This window comes from Aeoliella mucimassa, from assembly GCF_007748035.1.
GTDB classification, from domain to species: Bacteria; Planctomycetota; Planctomycetia; order Pirellulales; family Lacipirellulaceae; genus Aeoliella; species Aeoliella mucimassa.
The window spans coordinates 901,614-922,412 of sequence record NZ_CP036278.1 but is presented as its reverse complement, the minus strand read 5'-3'; the positions used below and the strand labels follow the sequence as shown (position 1 = coordinate 922,412).

Genomic DNA, 20,799 nt, shown 5'->3' with positions numbered 1-20,799 from the left:
AGGGAAGCTGCAAAAAAGAACAGTCAACCGAAGCTTACCACGTGGGTAAACCGCCTACTTCGGTCGACTGCTGGATGGTTTTGCGTATCTCTTCCTTTGCTGCCTGGTTCCGCTCTCACTCCGCCGCTTTACGCGCTGCGGCGGTGCGGCCGACCATGGCAAGTTCGATGAGTTCGCAGCAAGTCACCGCGTCGACTCGTGAAGTGTCGATGGTCAGGTCGTAGTCGTGGCAGTTGTTGACGTCTTTGTGGAAGTACTCCTTCACGAACAACCGCCGGTCGCGATCCGAGTCGTGCACGTGCCGTTCGGCCGCCTGACGGGTGACCAGCGTTTCGAGCACGCGCTCCACCCGGTACTCGTAGGGGGCGATCAACCGCACGCGAATGGTGCGTTCGAGTGGCAAAATCTGGGCGGCTCCGCGGCCGAGCACGATGCAGTTGCCTTGCATGTACAACGCGCAAAGTAGCTCGTGCAGCAAGGCTGCGTAGCCGGCGGCAGTCATCTGCTTGGCGGGGCCGAGCGACTGCAGCACCTCGGAGAACCAGGCCGGCCTCGATTCGTCCAGCTTGTTGAGCTGGTCCTCGTGCACACCGGAACGCTCGGCGATGTGCTCCAGAAGTTCTCGGTCGTACAACGGCCAGTCGAGCCGTTCAGCGAGCAAACGAGCGACGGTTCCGCCGCCGGCGCCGCGTTCGCGACTGATGGCAATCGTAAGCCTAGTGGGATCGTGCCGCTCGCCCGAGCGGGTTAAAGAGCCACGTTCGCGCCAATGTCGATAAGCCCGGTCGAGACTCTGTCCAAGACGATTTGCCTGCGTAGTCATGGTACGTCTCCTTTCATCAGCAAGTCGACTGACGGCAATTTAGGGTGCAATTCGCATGCCGCCCTGCGGTGCCCGCCGCTGGTTCGATCGGATCTTGAATTTCCCACCAATTCGGAGCAGCAGCCATTCGAGCGGCCGGTACCGGGTGTGCTAGTCCGCTCACTGACCCCGAGCGGGAGGTGCCAGCCGCGGCGGAATCGAGCGAGCGAACAGGCCGCAAAGTTGCCGCTTTTTTCCTAGATTTTGGCCACCTGCGTTGCTCTAATAGGGAGGTGCGATGCGCGGCCAGTGGCTGCCATGGCCCACGGAACAACCTATTGCCACCGGAACAAATGAAATCGAACCGACTGGACTCGAACCGACTGGCCCCCGCCGCTTGGGGGGGATCGACCAGCCGCCCCGCTAGCTGTTTGCAGCATGGCGGGTTTTGCCCCCACGAATCGATATTGCCAAAATGGGGGCAAAACGGAAACTGTTAACAGGCAACCACTTAAGTGCCATCGAACCGCCCCCAGCCCACACCCCCTGGGGGCAAAAACCCACCCAAGGCCGAGAAAACGGGGGATTTGGTGCGTACGAACACCATCGCTCCCCTACACTCCCACCCGCCGGCGATCCCCTTCTTGGGCGAATCCACAAGAAAGTGAAACCGCTGGCGAATAACCTAGGTATCCCTCTCCAGAAGCTAGCAGCCAAGGCCTTTCCTTGACCAGACATCGAGACAACACCGACTCCGACGCCGTGGATCGCGCGCTTGCCCTGGAGATACTCTCCGGCGAGCAATCGGCCATGCGTGCGTTGGTGGAACGTCACGAGGAAATGGTGCTTCGGGTTTGCCAGCGGATGCTCGGCTGTCGGCACGACGCAGAAGACGTGGCGCAGGAAACGTTCCTGCGGGCGCTGCGAAGTCTGGCCAGCTGGGACCGCTCGCGGCCGTTGCGTCCCTGGTTGCTGGCGATTGCGGCAAATCGGTGTCGCACGGCGCTCGCGAAACGCAAGGCGGTCGCGTGCGACGGACAGATCCTGGCCGAAGAGCTTCCCGCTCGCGGCTCCGGCGACCAAGACCATGGACAATTGGTGGAGGAAGTCGATTTGGCCCTGGCCCAGGTTCGTAGCGAACACCGACAAGCGTTCGAGCTGTTCCATCAGGATCAGCTTGCTTATGCCGAGATTGCGGAGGTCATGGAAGTGCCCGTGGGCACGGTGAAGACTTGGATTCACCGCACCCGACAAGAAGTAGCCGCCCGACTTATTCGTCGCGGCGTGGTAGAGAGAGTGGATCACAGCGAGAATGAACATGCGATGCGACCAAGCCGAGCTGCGACTGCAAACGCTCTTGGATAATCGCCAACAGGTGGAAGACGACACCGCCCTGACCGAACACCTTGCCAGCTGTGGCGAGTGTGCGACGTTGGCGTCGGCGTATCAGGCATTGGCTGCCGATCGTTGCGAGCCGTTGCCTTCGTCGAACATCAGTCTGGCCGATCGTGTGATGAGCGAAATAGCGGCCGACCCCCAGCCCACCAAAACTATAGTTAGAGAGCCTTACGCCCCGCACCAGCACACGAGTGTCTCGTGGTATCGCTGGGCGAGTCTGGCGATTGCTGCCAGCGTGATGGTAGCCATCCTCTTCAACCAAGATCCCTCGACCACCCCGGTGGCTCCGCCGAACAACCCTTCGGCCGTGCCGATGATTGCCGACGCGGTACCGCATACGTCGTACCCCGTGGAGCAAGCTCCCGGCCGCGAGGTGTGGTTTCGCACCGGTCAGGGTCTCGCCTCGATTTCGCTGGTTGGTTTGAGCAATCGCAACATGACGACCCCCGAGACCGAAGCGCCGAGCGACAGCCAGATGTTCCGCTGGCCGCTTCCCAATTCGTTGCCCGAGATGGACTTTTTGCCATCGCCTAGCGATTCGGCCACGCCGAAAGGCGAAACCGGTTTGCTATTCCGCAACGTGACGTACGGCGTAGTGTAGTCGGTTCTTCGACCCGCGCGATTTGAGAAAATGGGGCGGCGCCATCAGGTTGCCGACCACCAGTCCGAATCGTTGCGAAACAAGCAGTTGGTGAGTCGTACGCAGACGTCGTCGCCGCTTCACCGGCGACGCCCCGGTGGACTCACCCCGCTGTTTTCGACCGCTGTGAATGGCGAGATGTGACCCGCGAATACTTGCGAGTTGGTTCGCCTGACGCCGCTGCATGAGCTCTGCCCCTCATTGAACGCGTGGGGCAACGAAGTCGTGAATTAGAAAAAGGACGAGCGGAACCACTTGCCCCATTGCGGTCCCGCCCGTCGCGACATAGATGATTAACCGACGAGTTCGGCTTCGAGCAGCATTTCGTCCTGCTCGCTGGCGGCCTCGGTTTCGGTGTCGGTGTTCGGCTCGTCGGCCGGAGTGCGAGCAGCCAGCTCAGCCGGCGACAATTGCACATAGCCCAGGCCGCGGATGACTTCCAGCACCTCGCTGCAGGTGGGGAACATCCGGCCGCTGCGACGCTTGTAGTCGTCGAGGGCGTTCATGAATTCGACTTCTTGATCGCTGTAGTCGCGTTCGCAGGTAGTCGGATCAATTTGACGACGACGGTTCACCTTTTGACGACGCTCGAGCGGCTTCTTGGTGGCCACCTCGCCTTCGCGACGGTCGCCCCGACGGCGATCGATCGTTACTTGTTCTTCACCCGTAGAGGTTTTCTTAGTGGTCTTCTTAGTCGTGGCCTTCTTTTTGGTAGCAGGGGCTTTCTTCTTGCTGGCAGCGGCCTTCTTAGTGGTCCGTTTCTTAGCGGTCGAAGCACTCGACGCCCGCTTGGGAGCCGTCTTCTTGGCGGTGCTGGACTTGGATGCAGTCTTCTTCTGGCTCGATTTCGTAGACGTTGGCACGACGGAGGTCTCCTGTCGAAACGGGGGACGATGCGGGGTGGGGGAACGCCAGCCGATGGCGAGTCGGCGCTGGGCGCCCGTTTGAATAATTGACCTCCGTGTTAAAATAGGGGATCGGCAAAGGAGCTGGTAAAAATGTAGTTTCTGGGAAAGATCGTCGGATTGCGCAACCGTGCCACCTTTGCGGGGTGTGCTAGCAGCGCAAGCTGTGCGGGATGACCGATACCGTGAGGTTCGTATTGCGTCGGATCGCACGGCTTGGTAGGGTCTTGCCGCTCTCCCTTAGAGCAAGTGGTGTCGGTATGGATGCCGACCCAAGAAAACCCCCGCCAAAAGCTGGCGGATTGCCTCTCGTCCCCCGTCCCGTACGAGGCCACGAAGTGTACCCCAAGTCGATGCGAAGGATCGCCCTTTCGACCCCCCTCCTGCTCATGGTTGCTGCGCTGTCTGGTTGCAATAACCTGAACAGCCAGGCCTTGAACTCCGAAGGGGTCCGACTGTACCAGCAAGGCAACTACCAACAGGCGTCGATCCGGTTCCAGGAAGCCATTGCCAACGACCCGACATCGGCCAACGGCTACTACAACCTGGCCGCTTCGCTGCATAAGTCGGGCACCATGTACAACCGGCCCAACGACCTGCAGCAGGCCGAAACGCTATACAACAAGTGCCTGGAACACGATCCGAACCACGCTGAATGTTACCGCGGCTTGGCCGTGCTGCTGAGCGAAACCAACCGCCAGGATGCCTCGTTCCGCTTGCTGAGCGGCTGGGTGCAAGCGAATCCCTCGCTGCCCGACGCCCGCATCGAACTCGCCCGGCTGTACGAAGAAACCGGTCGTGCCGAAGAAGCCAAGACAACGCTGATCGATGCCTTGAACGTGGATCCCAACAACGCCCGCGCATTAACCGCCCTCGGCCGCCTACGCGACCAATCCGGCGACTACGCCCAGGCGCTGGTCAACTACTCGCGATCGTTGGAGATCAATCGCTTCCAGCCTGAAGTCGCCGCGCGAGTTGCTTCGCTGAACGCAGCGACTGGCAACACCACCGCGACCAGCACCGGCACCTCCGCTACCCAGCTAGGTAGCAATAACATGTGGCAACCCACGGTTCGCTATTAGGCTTCGCGCCCGTTTGGCAGATTTTGATACTTGCCGCCGAGGGCTTCGAGCAAATCCGCCGCACGGTGCAGCCCTTGCCGGTCGCACCTGGCAGCATGCATCTGGCACGCTTCGGCGACCTCGGTCGAGCTGGTCAAACGAGCGAGCGAGGCGACGACTCGGTCGACGCTAAACCGCTTGGGCTTCAGCTGCTCGGCAACACCAAGCTTACACAATCGTTGGGCGTTGTCGTACTGGTCGAAGGCCATCGGCCGCACGAGCTGTGGCACTCCAGCGGCCAGCACCTGCGAGCTGGTACCGATACCTCCGTGATGCACCACCGCAGCGGTTCTCGGCAGCAGCGGCAGCAATGGTACAAACGAAAAGTGCCCGACAGTATCCGGCAGGTTGCTCGGCACTTGCTCGGCAAACTTGGTAAGCAGCATGGCTCGCCGGCCAAGTTGCTGACAGGCTTCGACCGCGGTCGTAAAGTAGTCGGCCGCGTACTTGTTGGCCGTTCCCGGCGTAAACAGAACCGGTGGCTCACCGGCACCGAGAAACTGCTCGACTTCATCTGCCAGCGCACCCACCTCGCTGCCATCCCACAGTGGGAACCCCACCGGCTCGACCGGCCGGGGCCAGTCGGGTTGCACCGGGCCAAACCAGTCGGGGAACAAACAGAGATTCAAATCGGACGAGAACCACCACCCCGGGAATAATCGGGCAACCGCCGGTAACCCTAGCTCTTTGCGGAACACGCTGATCGGTTGCTTGAGCACGGGATCGAGAAACAGCCGAGTGCCTGCCCAGAACTGAAACTCGTTCCACCAACGCGGCCACCCGGGCCCCACTGGCAATGCTCCTAGCTTTGGCGGTTGATGTCGGCTCCAGAGCGCCTGTGGGGCGAGGGTCGCGAGTGCCACTGGGGTTTGGTACCGCTCGCGAAACAACCGGCTGGCCACATCGAGCGGGTGGGCGACCAAGATGGTCTCGCCGGCGACGAAGTGCTGTTCGAGCAAGCCGAACATCCCCCGCATCGTCTCGACCACCGCGTTACGAAACAGGTACGGAACCCCACGAATGGGATGCCAGATCTGGGCGTGGTCGATCAACTGGCGGTAGTCATCGGCCGTGAGCATCGGCAGCAGCTCCAGCCCGGCGGACTCGACAACCTCGGAAAAATAGGGGTTCGTCAGCACCTGCACGCGGTGGCCCCGCTCGCGGAGCCGCTGCCCCAGGCCGACAAAAGGATGCACGTCGCCGTAGCTGCCGATTGCAGTTAAAATAAAGTGCATGGTCGTCGGAGGAGCGTGATCGGTGGATATTGGCAGATTGCGTTCCCCCCAATTAGGCGCTAGGATTCCGACTCCGTAAAGATATCACCCACGACTCCCACGAGCCTTTCAGTCATGCCGTTAGACGACGAATTCGATCGCGAAACCTTCTATCGTGGCAAGGATCCCGAAGCCGACAATGAGGACGACTACGAACTGATGCCGCCCGACGAGGCAGTGATTGCTGGCGAGAAACAGCGGGCAGCCGAAGCGATGGAACGGGCGTCGATGGCCGTGGATGTCGACGAGCTGTACCGCGAAGACACCTCGGTTTCGATGGAGGACATCGAAGCCCAGCTGCGCGACTTCAAGTTCCAGTTCGGCACTAAGCACCTGCTGATCGCGATGACCGTTGTCGCCATCACCATCATCTTTGGCCGCCTGCTACTGGGTGGTTGGCTGCCGATTTTGATTGTGGTCGTGTTTGGTGTGCTGGCCTCGGCCTACGGTTGGATCACCTGGAAGGAGAACCAACATCGCCGCGAGTGGGAAGCCAAACGCGACGAATTGTACCGCCGCAATCAGGCGCGGCATCGTCAGGAATCCGACGAAGATTAACCGTCGGGGATCCGAGTGCAGGTTTGACGAGCACCAGCTGGCAGACGAAAATCGTAGTCTCCCGCCGCTGATGTTTGCCCTCCCCCTGCCCCTCCCCTGCTGATTGGCCCACGCTGTGCAGTTGTTCGATATTCCCCTAGCGACCCTGTTGATTGCCGTGCTGGCAACCACCATTGGTGCTACGGTTCAAGGCTCGGTGGGTTTCGGGCTGGCGATGATTTCGTCGCCGATCTTGCTGATTGTCGAGCCGCGGCTGGCTCCCTGCCCGCTGATGTTCTGCGTGACGATGCTGACCATCATGATCCTGATTCGCGAGCATCGGTCGGTGGTAAAAACCGAAGTCGCCATCTCGTCGGTCAGTCGGTTAATCACCACCATTCCGACCGCCTACGTGGTGAGCGTCGTTGATGCCAAGACATTCAGCCTGCTGTTCAGCACCGCAGTCCTGCTAGTGATCAGCCTGAACTTTGCGGGCCTGAAGGTGAAGTTTAACCATCGCAATCTGGCGATCGCCAGCGGCATCGCAGGCATCAGCAATACGATTAGCGCGATTGGCGGCCCGGCGATGGCCATCATCTATCAGTCGCAGAAAGGCACCCACATCCGAGGCACGCTTTCCGCCATCTTTGCGGTCGGTTCGACGATGTCGATGCTGTCGCTTGCCGCGGTCGGCAAGTTTGGCTGGAAAGACATCCAGCTAGCCATGCTGCTGATGCCTGGCATCCTGATCGGCTTTGGCATATCGCACTACACCGCCAGGGCACTCGACAAACGCAACATTCGGCCAGCGGTGCTCGCGGTCGCGGGGCTATCAGCCTTGGTGATTCTGGTGAAGACCTTGCTGAGCTACTAGCCACCAGCGAGGGACATCCTCGGTCGATCGGGCTACTTCGCTTCGAGCTTTTCTTGCTCGATCCAGTTGCCGACGTTCTCTTCCAGCACGTCGAGCGGCACCGCACCGCTCTCGAGCACCACCGCGTGGAACCCACGGATGTCGAACTTCTCCTGCAGTTGCTCCTCGGCTTCTTTCCGTAGCGCGGTAATGCGAAGCTCGCCGATTTTGTAAGCGAGCGCCTGGCCGGGCCAACCGATGTACCGATCGACCTCGGAGCGAATGTCGAGCATCGACAGTCCGGTGTTTTCGCTCATGTAGTCGATCGCCTGCTGACGAGTCCAGCCTTGGTAGTGCATGCCGGTGTCGACCACCAGGCGGCAAGCTCGCCAGATCTCCATCGAGAGCCGCCCGAAGTCACTGTAAGGATCTTCGTAGAAGCCGACTTCGAGCCCCAACCGCTCGGCGTACAATGCCCAGCCTTCGACGAACACCGTGAAGTTGCTGAACTTACGAAACTCGGGCAGATTGTCCAGCTCGTATTGCAGGCCGATCTGCAGGTGATGGCCTGGCACCGCTTCGTGCAGTGTGAGGGCTTCGAGCATGTAGAGCGGACGACTCGGCAAATCGTATGTGTTCAAGTAGTACACGCCGGCGCGGGTGCCATCGCCCGCCAACGGTTGGTAGTAGGCGGCCGTGGTCTTCGGAGCGATGTAGTCGGGAATCGGCTTCAGGCCGTAGGGGGTGCGAGGAAGCCGGCTGAACAACTTGGGTAGCTCGCCATCGATTCGCTTGCAAACCAGCCCGCATTCCTTCAAAAGTTCCTTGGGAGTCTCGGCGTAGAACTTTGGTTCGTTGCGGAGATGCTCGATGAACTCTGCCAGGCTCCCTTCGAAACCGGTTTGGCGAACCACTGCTTCCATCTCTTTGCGAATACGTGCCACTTCGGCCAGCCCCTGGGCGTGTACCTGCTCGGGGGTGAGTTCGTCGAGGGTCGTGAACTTGCCCACGCAGTAGCGATAGTACTCGGCCCCGTCCGGCAGCATGCGGGCGGCAATGTTCTCGCGGCAATTCGGCAGGTACTCGGTATTCATGAACTCGAGCAGCCGCTTGTAGGCGGGCACAATGCTAGTAGCAATCGCTTGTTTGGCTGCCTGCTGCAAACGCTCGTGCTCGCTGGCCGGCACCGTAGAGGGCAACTCCGCGAATGGTTCGTACATCAGGCTTTGCGTCGGATCGCTAACCACGTGAGCCGAGACCGACTCCTGGCTTCCTTCCATGATGATCGCCGGCATCGTGTAACCTAGGCGAATGCCCTCGCGCATGAGGGCGATGTTCTCGTCGGTGTAGCGACTGAAGTCTTCGAGTCGGGCGATGTAGTTCTCGAAGTCCTTGGTTGTCTCCAACGGAATCAAGTTTCGCATATCAGGAAACTCGATGTGAAAACCAGATCGATTGTTGATCGGCATCAAGTAGGATTTGAAGCGATACTCGGCCAGCGACTCCTTGAGTTCGCGACGCAGCATCAGTTGATTCGCCCGGTCGCCGGATTCGAGTGCCGAACGGTCGATCGCCTCGAGTCGCTCGAGAAACGCACTGGCCTTTTCGGCTCGCCGGGCGAAGTCCTCGGGGCGGACCGAGTCCAAGCGGTCGTTCGCCCGATGATCGCCCACGTAGGTCGCCATCATCGGCGACTCCTCAAGCCGATCGTTCCACACCTCGTCGATCAGCGTTTGCAACTGAGTCGCGGGGTCGTCTCCCAGACTTACGTTGGCCGAAAGCATCATGACGAAAAACACTCCCAGGTGGCAAAGACGGGGCGCAAACATAGGCTTCGAACTCCTCACAGATGGGAAACAGGCGGGCGAGTCGGTATTTTAGCACCCGATCGGTCGCTAGTCAGCCAGTCGTGTTCTGCTGGAGTCGCGACTCGTCGGGAGTTACACTGTGGGGGACACCGATTTGCCTATTGAATTGCATTTTGTCCCTCGGCTTGGAGGTTGATCCATGCGTACTGCCACATTGCTGATTGCTGGTTTCCTGGTCGCGACCGTTGCCCCTTCCGTACGCGGCGAGTCGACCATCGACTACGCGACTCAGATCGAACCGATCTTCAAGGATCACTGCTATAGCTGCCATGGCGAGTCGAAAGGGCTCGGGCGGGTGCGGCTGCATACCGCCGAAGCGATTGCCGAGTCGAGCGAAGCCCACAGCGACCTGTTGACCGCTGGCAAGCCCGACGAGAGCGAATTGTACGAGCGATTGGTGCTGCCAGCCGACAATCCCAAGCGGATGCCTAAAGGGGGCGATCCCTTGTCGGAAAAGCAAATCGCGCTGGTGAAACAGTGGATCACCGAAGGGGCGAGCTACACCTCGGCGGCCGCTACCGAGCCAGCGGCCGAGATGGCGACGCCGGCTGCTCCGGTCGAGCGCCCGGAAGTATCGGCGGCCACGCCGGAAGCGATTGCCGCTGCCGAAGCGACCGGCGCGTTGGTGCTGCCGTTGTATGCGTCGAGCAACGAACTGCGGGTGAGCTTCCCCTCGACTCGCGACCAAGTATCCGACGAGACGGTCGCCGCCCTGCTGCCGCTGGCTCCACAGATCGTGGAGCTCGACCTATCGGGTACCGCCATCACCGATGGCTGCTGCGAGTCGCTAGAAAAATTCACTAACGTCGACACGCTGCACCTGGAGAAGACCGCCATTAGCGATGCGGCTATCCCTTCGCTGGCAGCGATGCAGTATCTGAACTACTTAAACTTGCATTCCACGCAGGTTACCGATCAAGCGATCAAATCGCTGAAGTCGATACCGAGTTTGCGGAAGCTATACTTGTGGCAAACCCACGTGAGTTACGAAGCCACTAAAGGCCTGGAGCAAGCGATTCCGGGGCTGAAAGTGAACCTTGGCTGGAATCACCCTGGTGTGGTTCGCGAGCGGCTGAACGCCGAACTAACGCGAGTCGAGAAGCAGGTGGCTGATTCGGCCGCAGCCATCACCGAGGCCGAACAAGCCTTGCAAGCGGCAAAAACCGAAAACCAAGCGGCTAGCGAGCGGGCTGCTGAAATCAAGAAAGAACTGGAAGCCATCGCCAAGCCCGCAACCGAGGGCACTCCGACGCAGGCTCCCTAGTGCAAGTTGCACCTCCATGTTCTGACGTGACGGACGTTTTTCCCGTGGTACACCAGCAAGTAGCCGACATAGTAACTTTGAAAACGCTCTAAGCAACGGCATCGATGTCGCAACAACCACCTCTTCGTGTACTGCACTACATGGACGCAATCGACCTGGCCGAGGGTGGCGTGGTGCGTTGCGTGCTCGACTTATGCAACGTGCTTTCGCTGCACGACTGCCAGGTAACGCTCGCTACTTATAACGCACAGGATGTTCCCGAGGCCTGGCACGATCGCCCAGGGGCTCCGCAGGTGGTTCACATCGCCGAGGAGCCTGGTAAGTTCCAACAAGCGTTGGAGTCGGCCACGGTGGCTCACCTGCACACGATCTGGGATCCCCGTAACATTACCCTCGCGCGGCAGTTGCGACGCCGACAAGTGCCTTACGTGGTGAGCCTGCACGGCATGCTCGACGATTGGTGCACCGCTCAGAAGGCTTTGAAGAAAAAAGTGTTCCATTGGCTCCTCGGGCGACGGATGCTCGAAGGGGCGTATCGAGTGCACTGCACAGCCTCTGGCGAGGAGCAGCAGGCCCGCAAATGGTATCCGCAGGGTACTTCGGTCGTGCTGCCGTTGCTGGTCGACATGCCATCGCCAGAATTGCTACCAGGGCCCGAACCAGCCCGACAGGCGTATCCCTCGCTCACGAATGGCGACGCCCAGCTGCTGTTCCTCAGCCGTGTGCATCCGAAGAAGGGGGTCGACACGCTGCTGCGAGCTGCCGCGCTGGCCACGCAGCAAGGGGTCGCGTTGCAGGTGAACATCGCTGGCCCGGGCGACGAAGCCTATGTGGCCGAACTGCAAGCGTTGGCCGAATCGCTGGGCATTGCAGACCGCTGCCACTTCCTGGGTCTTGTGACTGGCGACGTGAAATTGTCACTGTACGAAGCGGCCGACTTGTTTGTGCTGCCGACCCATCAGGAGAACTTCGGCCTGGTGCTGCCCGAGTCGCTCGTCTGCGGCACTCCGGTAGTGACGACCAAGGGGGTCGACATCTGGCCCGAGATCGAGGCCGCTGGCGGGGTGATCGTCGAGCCCCACCCCGAGGCCTTTGCCGACCAGATCGCAACGCTGGTAGCCGACCTCCCGGCGCTGGTTGAGCGAGGGCTCCGCGGCCGGCAGTACATCGCCGATTGGCTCGACGCGGAGCGCGTGGTCGAACAGTACAAAAAGCTTTATAGCGATGCGATGGACCACCAACCCGAAGGTCGGTAGCCATGAAGCCGAACCTCGAGCACCCGTGGGACCTTACCCCCCAGCAAGCTCGTGCTCTGCAGAACAAACTCCGCAAGCGGGTCGTGCTCCGACCTGCGAGCCGATTGCCGAAACTCGTTGCAGGGGTCGACGTGAGTGTGAGCCGTGGCCCATGGCGCGAGGCGACTTCGCGGGCCGCGGTCGTCGTGTTCGACTACGAGACTCTCGAACCACTCGAAGTCGCGACGGCCGAAATGCCATCGCCTTTTCCCTACGTGCCTGGACTGCTGTCGTTTCGCGAAGTGCCGGTGCTGCTCCTGGCCTTTGCGAAGCTTGTGCATAAGCCCGACCTGGTGCTAGTGGATGGCCAGGGCTACGCCCACCCACGGCGATTAGGGCTTGCCTCGCATCTGGGCATCGTGCTGAACCTGGCGACCATCGGTTGTGCGAAGACGCGCTTCATCGGCACGCACGACGAACCAGCCGATCCGGCCGGTGGCTACACCGACCTGGTCGACCTCTCGGTGAGCCCCAGCGAAATCATCGGCGCGGTGGTACGCACCCGCGACCGCGTGAAGCCGCTGTACATCTCGGCCGGCCATCGCATGGACACCCCGACCGCGATCGACCATGTGCTCCACTGCTGCGATGGCTACCGACTGCCGGAACCAACCCGCCGCGCCCACCAATGCGCCGCGGGCAAAACGCTCGACGAACTTCAACGTGACTGGAAGCGACAATCCAAAAGGACTTAAAGATGAATGCAGCACGACTATCGATGATCACGCTCGGCGTGGCCGACATTGCCGAGTCGAAGGCGTTTTACGAGAAACTTGGCTGGCGGGCTTCGTCTTCGTCGAATGATAGCGTGGTCTTCTTTCACTCCGGCACCGCGGTGCTTGGCTTGTATGATCGCCAAGCCCTGGCCGACGACGCGACCGTTGCGAACGATGGAGCCGGCTTCGACGGCGTTGCAATGGCGATGAACTTCGCCAGCGAAGCGGACGTAGATGCGGCGTTCGCCCATGCGGTGGAGTGCGGTGCGTCGGCCGTGAAAGCTCCCCAAAAGGTGTTCTGGGGAGGCTACTCAGGGTACTTTGCCGACCCGGATGGCCATCTGTGGGAAGTCGCTCACAATCCGTTTGTGGAACTCGACGAGCAAGGGCGGATGCAACTGCCCGACTAGGGCAAGGGGCAAATCCATGTGCCACCGTGGCGGCCGTTTAGCCCGCGGTTGCTAACCCAATCATCGGAATTGCACCTTTGAAAACGCCTTAGCCCCGCGCAGCAAACGAGCCGCCGAAACAGGTTGCCTCGGCGGCTCGTGATTGCTTTGCTTGTCGGCCAAATGCGTCTTACGGCATTTGGCTACTGAGACCACCAGCAGCGGGCACGTAGGAGTGGCGAACGTAGTCGACCACCATGCGGTGCGAGCTAAACCGAGAAGCCAAAGTGGCGATCGATTCGATCATCATCTGAATCCACTGGCTCGGCAGTCCATCGGCATCGCGATGGTAGAACGTTGGAACCACCTCTTCCGAAAGCACCCTAAACAGGTTTTCGGCGTCGCGTTCGTCGGTAATGCCATCGTCGACGTGCTGCGTTCCGTTGCCAATGGCAAAACCATTGCGGCCGTTGAAGGCCTCGGCCCACCAACCGTCGAGGATCGAGCAGTTCAGACCACCGTTGAGCACCACCTTCATACCGCTGGTGCCAGAGGCTTCGAGCGGACGGCGGGGGTTATTCAACCAAACATCGACACCCTGCACCAAGTGACGGGCGACGTTGATGTCGTAGTCTTCAATAAACACTACCCGACCCGCGAACCGCGGATCGCGACGCAGGTTGGCGATCTTCTTGATGAAGCTCTTACCACCTTCGTCGGCGGGGTGAGCCTTACCGCTGAAGATGAACTGCACCGGGCGCTGGGGATCGTTGATCAATTCGGCGATTTCGTCCAACTTGCGGAGGAACAGGTCCGCCCGCTTGTAGGTCGCAAACCGGCGAGCAAAGCCGATGGTCAACGCACTCGGATCGAGCGCCGAACGGGCGGCTTCGATCGAGGCTTCGTCCTCGTTGCGGCGACGGCACTGACGGCTCAACCGGCGACGAACGAACTCGAGCAAGCGGCTCTTCAGCGCGTGGTGGGTTTCCCACAACTCGCCTGGATCGATCGCGTAAACCTTACCCCAGACCGAGGGCTCCTCGAGCTGCAAACGCCACGAAGCACCGAGTTGGCGCTCGAACAATTGCTGCATGGGATGAGCAATCCAGCTCGGCACGTGCACGCCGTTGGTGATGTGGCCGATCGGAATCTCTTCCTCAACGCGCCAGGGCCACAGGTGGGCCCACATGCGACGCGAAACATAGCCGTGCAGCGAGCTTACCGCATTCGCCCGACGCGAAAGCTTGAGGCCGATCACGGTCATGCAGAACGACTCGTGCTCGTTCTGTGGTTCCACGCGGCCGAGCCCCATGAGCTGCTCGTGCGAAATACCGAGCTGGTCGCGAAGCGGGCCAAGGTGCTCTTCCACCAGGCCCGGATCGAAGCGGTCGTGGCCAGCGGGAACCGGGGTGTGCGTGGTGAACACGGTGTGCTGGGCGACTTCACGCAGTGCGTCGTCGAAGCCCAGCCCATCTTCTTCCATGCGAGCGCGAATGACTTCCAGCGGAGCAAACGCGCTGTGGCCTTCGTTCAAGTGGAAGCAACCAGGTGTGATGCCCAACGAACGCAGGGCCTTCACCCCACCGACGCCAAGCACGAGTTCCTGACGGATACGGGTGCGACGATCACCACCATACAGGCGGGCGGTCAGTTCGCGATCCTGCGGGCTGTTGCCTTCGACGTCGCAGTCGAGCAAGTACAGGCGAACACGACCGACGTGCATCAACCACACCTTGGCCAGCAAACGACCATCGCGGGTATCGATCGACACGGTAATCGGCTTGCCATCGGGGCCGGTGGCCGCTTCCATCGGCAGGTTTTCGACCTTCGTGTTCAGGTACTCCTGCTGCTGATAGCCATCGCTATCGAGGTGCTGCTTGAAGTAACCTTGGTCGTAGAACAAACCAATGGCCACGAGGGGAACGCCCAAGCCGCTAGCACTCTTGATATGGTCGCCGGACAACACGCCGAGACCACCGGAGTAAATAGGTACCGATTCGTGAATACCGAACTCGGCCGAGAAGTAGGCGACTGGCTTCGAGCCGAGGACCCCAGCATTCTGACCACCCCAGGTGGAGTGCATGTCGTCCAGGTAGTCTTTCAACCGGCGATGCGCTTGGTTGATGCGAGTGTACATCACCATTTCGCCGGCCCGTTTGGCCACCACTTCCGGCGACATCTCTGCCAGCAAGGCGATGGGGTTGTGATCCAACTGCCGCCAGCGGACGGGGTCGAGATCGCGGAACAGGCTCAGCACTTCCGGGTGCCAGCTCCACCAAAGGTTGCCCGCCAGGGTTTGTAGTTTGTTGTAGAGGGTCTGTGGCGATGTTTCCGTCCAGTTTACCCGTTCCATGGCCGCCGTAGAGGCATCGTCGACTTGACTCATGACTGTCTCATTATCCTTAAAGGTACTTACGTAGCCTGCATGTGATGCTCGGAGCACGCACGAGGTGCGCACATCTCCCGCCACTAAACGCCGCATTATAGCGTTTTGCGCGGTTAATGCGACGCCGCTTTCTACCCCCATCGGGTGCGGCATGACGCGATCGGCAATCTATTTCCCCAAGTTGGGCAATCTACGCACTTGGGGTTAGCAGTGGTCTACCAGCGACCACCGCCTCCTCCCCCACCACCCCGGCGAGGTCCGGCTGGTTTCGGGCGTGCTTCGTTGACCGTAAGCGTGCGTCCATCCAGCTCGGCGCCGTTCATCGCCTCGATGGCTTGTGAGCCTTCGTCATGGTTAGCCATGGTTACAAAGGCAAAGCCGCGCGGGCGGCCTGTTTCGCGATCGTTAATGATAGCCACTTCTTCCACTTGGCCATAATTGCCGAAGTGTTCTTCGAGCGTGGCCTGCGTCGTGCTGTAGGAAAGGTTGCCGACGTAAATCTTCATCAGATACTCCAAGACGGTTTTTGCAACGAGCCGCCTGCCACGAGCAAATGGCCTCGTCGCCGATACGGGGTTTGCCACTCACGCAACCGAACGTTGGTCATCGTACGCCTGGAGTTTGTTCTAAATCGAACGTTGCTTGAGCAGCGCGAGCGCACCATCAGCTTACCAGATTTGTACGAAGGTCCATATTTTTGTTCCCAGAAAAGAAAATATTCGCACCCATTTATCCAAAAGCAAATCCGTTGCTCCACTACGCTGCGACCACAACTCGGGCAAGCGTGCTAGCATGGAAAAACACAGCGAGCAACTGGCATACGTTCCCCCCCCGTTAGTGCGGATCGCGCACCATGGCTGCGCAACTCCGTTTGGCTAAACTATTTAGCATGGCTAACACACTTACAACTTGTACCGCGTGTGGTTCGACCTGCGACGATATTCAACTGCAGATCGACACGCAGGCGCACGTCATGCGTACGGATAACGCCTGCGAACTGGGCCAGCGATGGTTTGCCACGGAGGGCGACACTCTGCCGCCGGCGACGATTCGCGGACAGCCCGCAACGTTAGAGCAAGCCGTGCATCACGCGGCTCAACTGCTCGACGAAGCGAAGCTGCCGCTGGTTACTGGGCTCAAGCAGGCAACCATCGAGGCGATTCGCGAAGCCACGGCGCTAGCTGATGCATTGGGAGCTTGCATTGACTGGACCACATCGGCCGGCGATGCGGCCGCGATGCTCGCACTGCAAACCGCCGGAGCAGTGACCGCAACGATTGGCGAGGTCGCGCAGCGGGCCGACATGGTAGTCGTCTGGCAGGCGAATCTCACCGCAACCCACCCGCGGTATCACGAACGCTATCTCGACAAGTGCACGAGTCCCTGGATCGACACGCCCGAACAACGAACACTCGTGTGGGTGGGGAGCGAGTTGTGTGAAGAATCGGAGAAGGCCAGCCACGCCATTCTGATCAAGCCGAACTCCTCGTTCGAATCGCTGCTGGTGCTCCGCGCGATCGTAAGTGGGGTCGAACTCGACGCCGAGGCTGTCGTCGAGCAAACCGGGGTCTCGCTCGACGTTTGGCAAGACCTCGCGAACCAGATGAAGTCCGCCCGCTACGGCGCGGTGGTGCATGCGGGAGAACTGGGGGCTAGTCGCGAATCGGTGATCGAGGTCGCTCGGCTCGTCGCCGAACTCACCGCGACAACAAGGTGGGTCGCATTACCCGCTGGAAGCGCAGGCAACAGCAGCGGTGCCGCCAGCGTGCTGGCCTGGCAAACTGGATTTCCGCTCGCGGTGAACTTCGCCCAGCGGGTGCCGAGTTTCGGGCCGGACGAATGGACTACCCGACGAATGCTCGCCCGCGGTGAGGCCGACACGGTGCTCGTGGTGGCTAGCGACTTGCCATCGCAACTCGATAGTTCTGCGGCCGAAGCGCTTGCTGCGCTGCCAATGATAGCACTCGACTGGCAGCCGACGGCAACGCTCAAGGCAGCCGAGGTGGCGATACGCGTCGCCCGCCCGGGAGTCGAATGTGCAGGAACCACCCAGCGCAGCGATGGCATGATGCTACCGCTGCGAGCAGCGTGGGACACCGATTCGCCAACGTGCGAGGCGGTGCTGCGGGCGATTGCTACCAATCTGGCCGCGAGAAGCTAAGCCGCGGAGATTGCACCCCACATGGGGGGGGCATGATTACTTCGGCGAGTAGTCGATCACCAGGGCTTCGTCCAAATGGGGCTTCAGCACCTCGACAAACTCCTTATGGGCCGGATGCGGAAGGTAGGCATCGCGGTCCTTCGCGCTCTTGAAGGTCAGCATAAAGCAATGGGTAAAGCCTTGGGCCAGGCCTTCGGGGCTGTTATCGGTACCCCACTCCAGGTCCTCGACCAGGTCGATCTTGGTCGACAGCCCAGCAAAGGCCTTTTCGACCGTGGCAATCTGTTTGTCGGTAGCATTTGCCTTGAATTTGAGGAGTACCAGATGTCGGACCATCGACTCTTTCTTCTCGGGCGTTTTGGCCTCAGCAGTCGGCTCGGAAGCGTCGGCCTGGGCAGATTCGCTCGATGCTGGTTCGGAAGTCGCGGTCGAATCGGATTGGTCTTGGGCCAAAACGATGGTCGCCAGCAGACACCCCGCAGCGAGAGTGGCGGTCAGATATCGAGTACTCATCGGGAAAAAGGCTCCTTTTTTGGGTGGACGAGGCAAGAACCAAGGACAATCGAGGGGGGAATTCCCCTGAATCGGCGAAACCGCCCCCCTTTTATATCATTTTCTGCCCTGCTCCGGCACAAGTTTGAAACCTGCCCGGCGAAACAGAAGGTATAGTCCTGAGTCCTATACCGCTTTTTTAAGGGGGGATGCCCGGTCGAGGACCGCCAAACGCGGCCCCAGCTCGACTTCGTGGTCGTTCCATTTTACAACAACACGCTCGCAAATACTGGTCCCCGGATCAGTGCGGCCGGAAACGACCATCCCACGAAGCTTTGCAACGGAGATATCATGATGCGTTCCATTTCTCGCTACTTCATCTTGCCGATGGCCGCGCTGGCCATGGCCTTGGCACCCGCCCTGAGCGGATCGACAGCAAGTGCTGCCGACATGAGGGACCACGCCCAGTCGCTCAACGGAGTGCCGCAGGACGCCGCGTTTTACGCCGCATGGGTAAAGAATCGCCAGCAAATCGAAGTGATTACCCAGTCGAATGCCTGGAAGAAGCTGATGAGCATTCCGCTCGTGCAGATGGGCTGGATGCAAGCACAGACCCAATGGCAGTACCCCACCGAACCCGAGGTGGTGAAGTTCAAGAAGTGGTTCGATAGCGACGAAGGGCAAGATGTTTACGCCCTGGTGACCGAAATGCTGTCGGACGAAGTCTTCGTCTACGGCGACGAGTCGCTCGCTTCGCTGATCGACGTCGCCATGCAGATGAACTCCGAAGTCTCGCGGGCGCAGTTCCAATCGCTGCGTGAGTATGGCACCGAGCGTGCCGAAGATATGGACGAAGTGCTGCAAGAGAAGCTCACTGAGCTGCTCGACGAGTACGAGGACGATCTTGACGTACCAACCGTGGTCATGGGCTTCCGCATCCAAGATCGCGAACGGGCGGTGAAGATGCTCGACCTGGCCGCAACCCGTTTGCGTCAGGCCATGGAACAGGAGTCGGAGATCCCCGCCTGGGTGGCCGAACAACTGGAACGTCGCCAGGTGAATGGTCATGAGATGCTGATTCTCACCATCACCGGCGAGCAGCTTCCTTGGGACGAGATCGAACGGGATATGGCCGACGCACCAGAGTTCTACGAAGAGCTTCGCGAAGTGGTCGAGGGCAAGACCCTGGTTCTTACTGCGGGGATCGTCGAAGAATTCGTGGTGTTCGCGGTGACCGATTCGATCGAAATGTTCGAGCACCTCGGCGAAAGCGAACTGCTGGTCGATTCCGAAGCGTTCAGTACGCTCAACAAGCACGCCGACGAGCAAATTACCACGATTGGCTACGCCAGCGAATACTTCATGCAGTCGCTCGCATCGCAAGAACTTTCGTTCGGCGATATGAAGGTCATGGCCAGCGGTCTGATCTCGATGGTTGGTGTCGATGAAGATCGCATGAAAGCCATCGACAAAGACCTGTCGGATCTGTTCGACGACATCATCGACTACCTGCCCGAGCCGGGCGCAGTGGCTGGTGTGTCGTTCATGACCGACCGTGGCATCGAAAGCTACACTTACAACTGGGGCGAAATGCCCGCGACCGTCGATGGCACCCAAAAGCTCACGCTGCTCGATCACCTCGGCAGCGACTCGCTTGGCTGGTTCGTCACCCGCGGCAAGCAATCGCCGGAAGGCTACGAAAAGTTCGTCAACTACTTCCTGCGTGGCCTGGGTCACTTCGAAGCCATTGCCGAAGAGAAAGCCTCGGAGGAAGAATGGGACGAGTACAAAACGGTTCGCGACGAAGTGATGCCACTGCTGGCGAAACTGGACGAAGCGAATCGCAACTACCTGATTCCCGGCTTTGCCGATGGCCAGAGTGCCTTAGTGCTGGATGCCTCGATTGCCGACAAGGAATGGTGCGACTTCATGTCGCCCGCCCAAAGTGAGCTGCCGATGCCGACCCTGGCCATTGTGTCGGGCGTGAGCGACTCGGATGCGGTGAAGTCTGGTGCGAAGATCTACTTCGATGTCATCCAGACGATCATCGACAAGGCTCACGAAGCAAACCCCGAAGAAGTTCCTCCGTTTGTACTTCCGGCCCCCGACAGCAAGTCGACCTCGACCGGAACCATCTACTCGTACAATCAGCTGGCTACTTTGGGAGCCAACGAGCGAGTCGCTCCGAACGCGGGTCTCAGCGACTCGGTGCTTGTGCTGAGCGTACTGCCTGAATTGACCGAGAAGCTGCTCGATGGTTCGAAGCCGGAACTCGAAGGCCCCGCGGCCGAGTTCGATCGCCCACTCGCCTCGGCGGGTTACTTTAGCTTTGCCAAGGCGATCGATCTGTCGAAGCCTTGGATCGACTACGGTATCCAGATGGTGGTCGAGCAAGCTGGCGAAGATGGTAGTAACGTGGTGATGACCGTTGGCCTGTTCAAAGGTCAGTTCGATCAGCTCCTCGATATCCTCAAGGTGATGGATAGCTACACCGGCGTATCGTACAAGGAAGGGGATGCCTGGGTGAACCATGGCGAGCTGCGGCTCATCGACCTGGAAGACTAAGCACCCTGCTTGCTCCTACATGCAGTGAAACTTACAAGCCTCCTGCCGTGGTATGCGGCAGGAGGCTTTTTTCGTGCTTGCACCGAGAGCGCCCAACTGCATCCGTCGACGACTTGGCGAGCGCCGAGTTGTG

19 protein-coding genes are annotated in these 20,799 nt (G+C 60.0%); 12 read left to right on the top strand and 7 right to left on the bottom strand.

Annotated features, from left to right (window positions below; all coding sequences use genetic code 11):
- Nucleotides 1–115: 115 nt before the first annotated feature.
- Nucleotides 116–823: a cytidylate kinase-like family protein gene (locus Pan181_RS03775; RefSeq protein ID WP_145245556.1), complete on the bottom strand. Its 708-nt coding sequence runs from the start codon at nt 821–823 to the stop codon at nt 116–118.
- Between the two features lie 705 nt (nt 824–1,528).
- On the opposite strand from Pan181_RS03775, the gene Pan181_RS03770 reads away from it, so the two are divergent.
- Genes Pan181_RS03770 through Pan181_RS25885 form a run of 3 tightly spaced genes read left to right on the top strand, consistent with a single transcriptional unit; the run spans nt 1,529 to nt 2,984 of the window.
- Complete coding sequence (locus Pan181_RS03770; protein ID WP_197528886.1) at nt 1,529–2,167, top strand: RNA polymerase sigma factor; 639 nt, start codon at nt 1,529–1,531, stop codon at nt 2,165–2,167.
- Nucleotides 2,121–2,801, top strand: a complete 681-nt coding sequence (locus tag Pan181_RS03765) for a hypothetical protein (protein ID WP_145245555.1) — start codon at nt 2,121–2,123, stop codon at nt 2,799–2,801. Before Pan181_RS03770 ends, Pan181_RS03765 begins: the two co-directional genes overlap by 47 nt.
- A 30-nt stretch (nt 2,802–2,831) precedes the next feature.
- Nucleotides 2,832–2,984, top strand: coding sequence for a hypothetical protein (locus Pan181_RS25885; protein WP_197528885.1), 153 nt, complete (start codon nt 2,832–2,834; stop codon nt 2,982–2,984).
- 149 nt (nt 2,985–3,133) lie between these two features.
- On the opposite strand, the gene Pan181_RS26850 is transcribed toward Pan181_RS25885, so the two are convergent.
- Nucleotides 3,134–3,703: a hypothetical protein gene (locus Pan181_RS26850; protein ID WP_315861137.1), complete on the bottom strand. Its 570-nt coding sequence runs from the start codon at nt 3,701–3,703 to the stop codon at nt 3,134–3,136.
- Nucleotides 3,704–4,134: 431 nt separating this feature from the next.
- Between Pan181_RS26850 and Pan181_RS03755 the strand changes: the two genes are divergently transcribed.
- Nucleotides 4,135–4,827: a tetratricopeptide repeat protein gene (locus Pan181_RS03755; protein WP_197528884.1), complete on the top strand. Its 693-nt coding sequence runs from the start codon at nt 4,135–4,137 to the stop codon at nt 4,825–4,827.
- Here the strand turns inward: Pan181_RS03755 and Pan181_RS03750 are convergent.
- Complete coding sequence (locus Pan181_RS03750) at nt 4,824–6,101, bottom strand: glycosyltransferase (protein ID WP_145245553.1); 1,278 nt, start codon at nt 6,099–6,101, stop codon at nt 4,824–4,826. The two genes, Pan181_RS03755 and Pan181_RS03750, sit on opposite strands and share 4 nt — an antisense overlap.
- A 114-nt stretch (nt 6,102–6,215) precedes the next feature.
- On the opposite strand from Pan181_RS03750, the gene Pan181_RS03745 reads away from it, so the two are divergent.
- Complete coding sequence (locus Pan181_RS03745) at nt 6,216–6,698, top strand: hypothetical protein (protein ID WP_145245552.1); 483 nt, start codon at nt 6,216–6,218, stop codon at nt 6,696–6,698.
- A 103-nt stretch (nt 6,699–6,801) separates the two neighbouring features.
- The gene (locus tag Pan181_RS03740; RefSeq protein ID WP_145245551.1) at nt 6,802–7,551 is read left to right on the top strand and encodes a sulfite exporter TauE/SafE family protein; all 750 of its coding nucleotides are present in this window, start codon (nt 6,802–6,804) and stop codon (nt 7,549–7,551) included.
- 32 nt (nt 7,552–7,583) lie between these two features.
- On the opposite strand, the gene Pan181_RS03735 is transcribed toward Pan181_RS03740, so the two are convergent.
- Entirely contained in the window at nt 7,584–9,359 is a 1,776-nt protein-coding gene (locus tag Pan181_RS03735) for a DUF885 domain-containing protein (protein ID WP_145245550.1), read from the bottom strand.
- A gap of 178 nt (nt 9,360–9,537) precedes the next feature.
- Between Pan181_RS03735 and Pan181_RS03730 the strand changes: the two genes are divergently transcribed.
- From Pan181_RS03730 to Pan181_RS03715, 4 genes are all read left to right on the top strand, one after another.
- On the top strand, nt 9,538–10,662 hold the full coding sequence (locus tag Pan181_RS03730; protein WP_145245549.1) for a c-type cytochrome domain-containing protein: 1,125 nt from the start codon (nt 9,538–9,540) through the stop codon (nt 10,660–10,662).
- 104 nt (nt 10,663–10,766) lie between these two features.
- Nucleotides 10,767–11,918 (top strand): glycosyltransferase, encoded by a 1,152-nt coding sequence (locus Pan181_RS03725; protein ID WP_145245548.1) that lies wholly within the window; start codon nt 10,767–10,769, stop codon nt 11,916–11,918.
- Nucleotides 11,919–11,920: 2 nt separating this feature from the next.
- Nucleotides 11,921–12,652 (top strand): deoxyribonuclease V, encoded by a 732-nt coding sequence (gene nfi / locus Pan181_RS03720; RefSeq protein WP_145245547.1) that lies wholly within the window; start codon nt 11,921–11,923, stop codon nt 12,650–12,652.
- 2 nt (nt 12,653–12,654) lie between these two features.
- Complete coding sequence (locus Pan181_RS03715; RefSeq protein ID WP_145245546.1) at nt 12,655–13,083, top strand: VOC family protein; 429 nt, start codon at nt 12,655–12,657, stop codon at nt 13,081–13,083.
- A 169-nt stretch (nt 13,084–13,252) separates the two neighbouring features.
- Here Pan181_RS03715 and glgP read toward each other — a convergent pair whose 3' ends face one another.
- Entirely contained in the window at nt 13,253–15,448 is a 2,196-nt protein-coding gene (gene glgP, locus Pan181_RS03710) for an alpha-glucan family phosphorylase (RefSeq protein ID WP_145245545.1), read from the bottom strand.
- Nucleotides 15,449–15,663: 215 nt separating this feature from the next.
- Nucleotides 15,664–15,954: an RNA recognition motif domain-containing protein gene (locus Pan181_RS03705; protein WP_145245544.1), complete on the bottom strand. Its 291-nt coding sequence runs from the start codon at nt 15,952–15,954 to the stop codon at nt 15,664–15,666.
- A 383-nt stretch (nt 15,955–16,337) separates the two neighbouring features.
- Here Pan181_RS03705 and Pan181_RS03700 point away from each other — a divergent pair, with 383 nt between their 5' ends.
- Nucleotides 16,338–17,609, top strand: a complete 1,272-nt coding sequence (locus Pan181_RS03700; protein ID WP_145245543.1) for a molybdopterin-binding domain-containing protein — start codon at nt 16,338–16,340, stop codon at nt 17,607–17,609.
- Nucleotides 17,610–17,645: 36 nt separating this feature from the next.
- Here Pan181_RS03700 and Pan181_RS26470 read toward each other — a convergent pair whose 3' ends face one another.
- Nucleotides 17,646–18,122, bottom strand: coding sequence for a Dabb family protein (locus Pan181_RS26470; protein ID WP_231943742.1), 477 nt, complete (start codon nt 18,120–18,122; stop codon nt 17,646–17,648).
- 330 nt (nt 18,123–18,452) lie between these two features.
- On the opposite strand from Pan181_RS26470, the gene Pan181_RS03690 reads away from it, so the two are divergent.
- Entirely contained in the window at nt 18,453–20,666 is a 2,214-nt protein-coding gene (locus tag Pan181_RS03690) for a hypothetical protein (protein ID WP_145245542.1), read from the top strand.
- Nucleotides 20,667–20,799 lie beyond the last annotated feature (133 nt).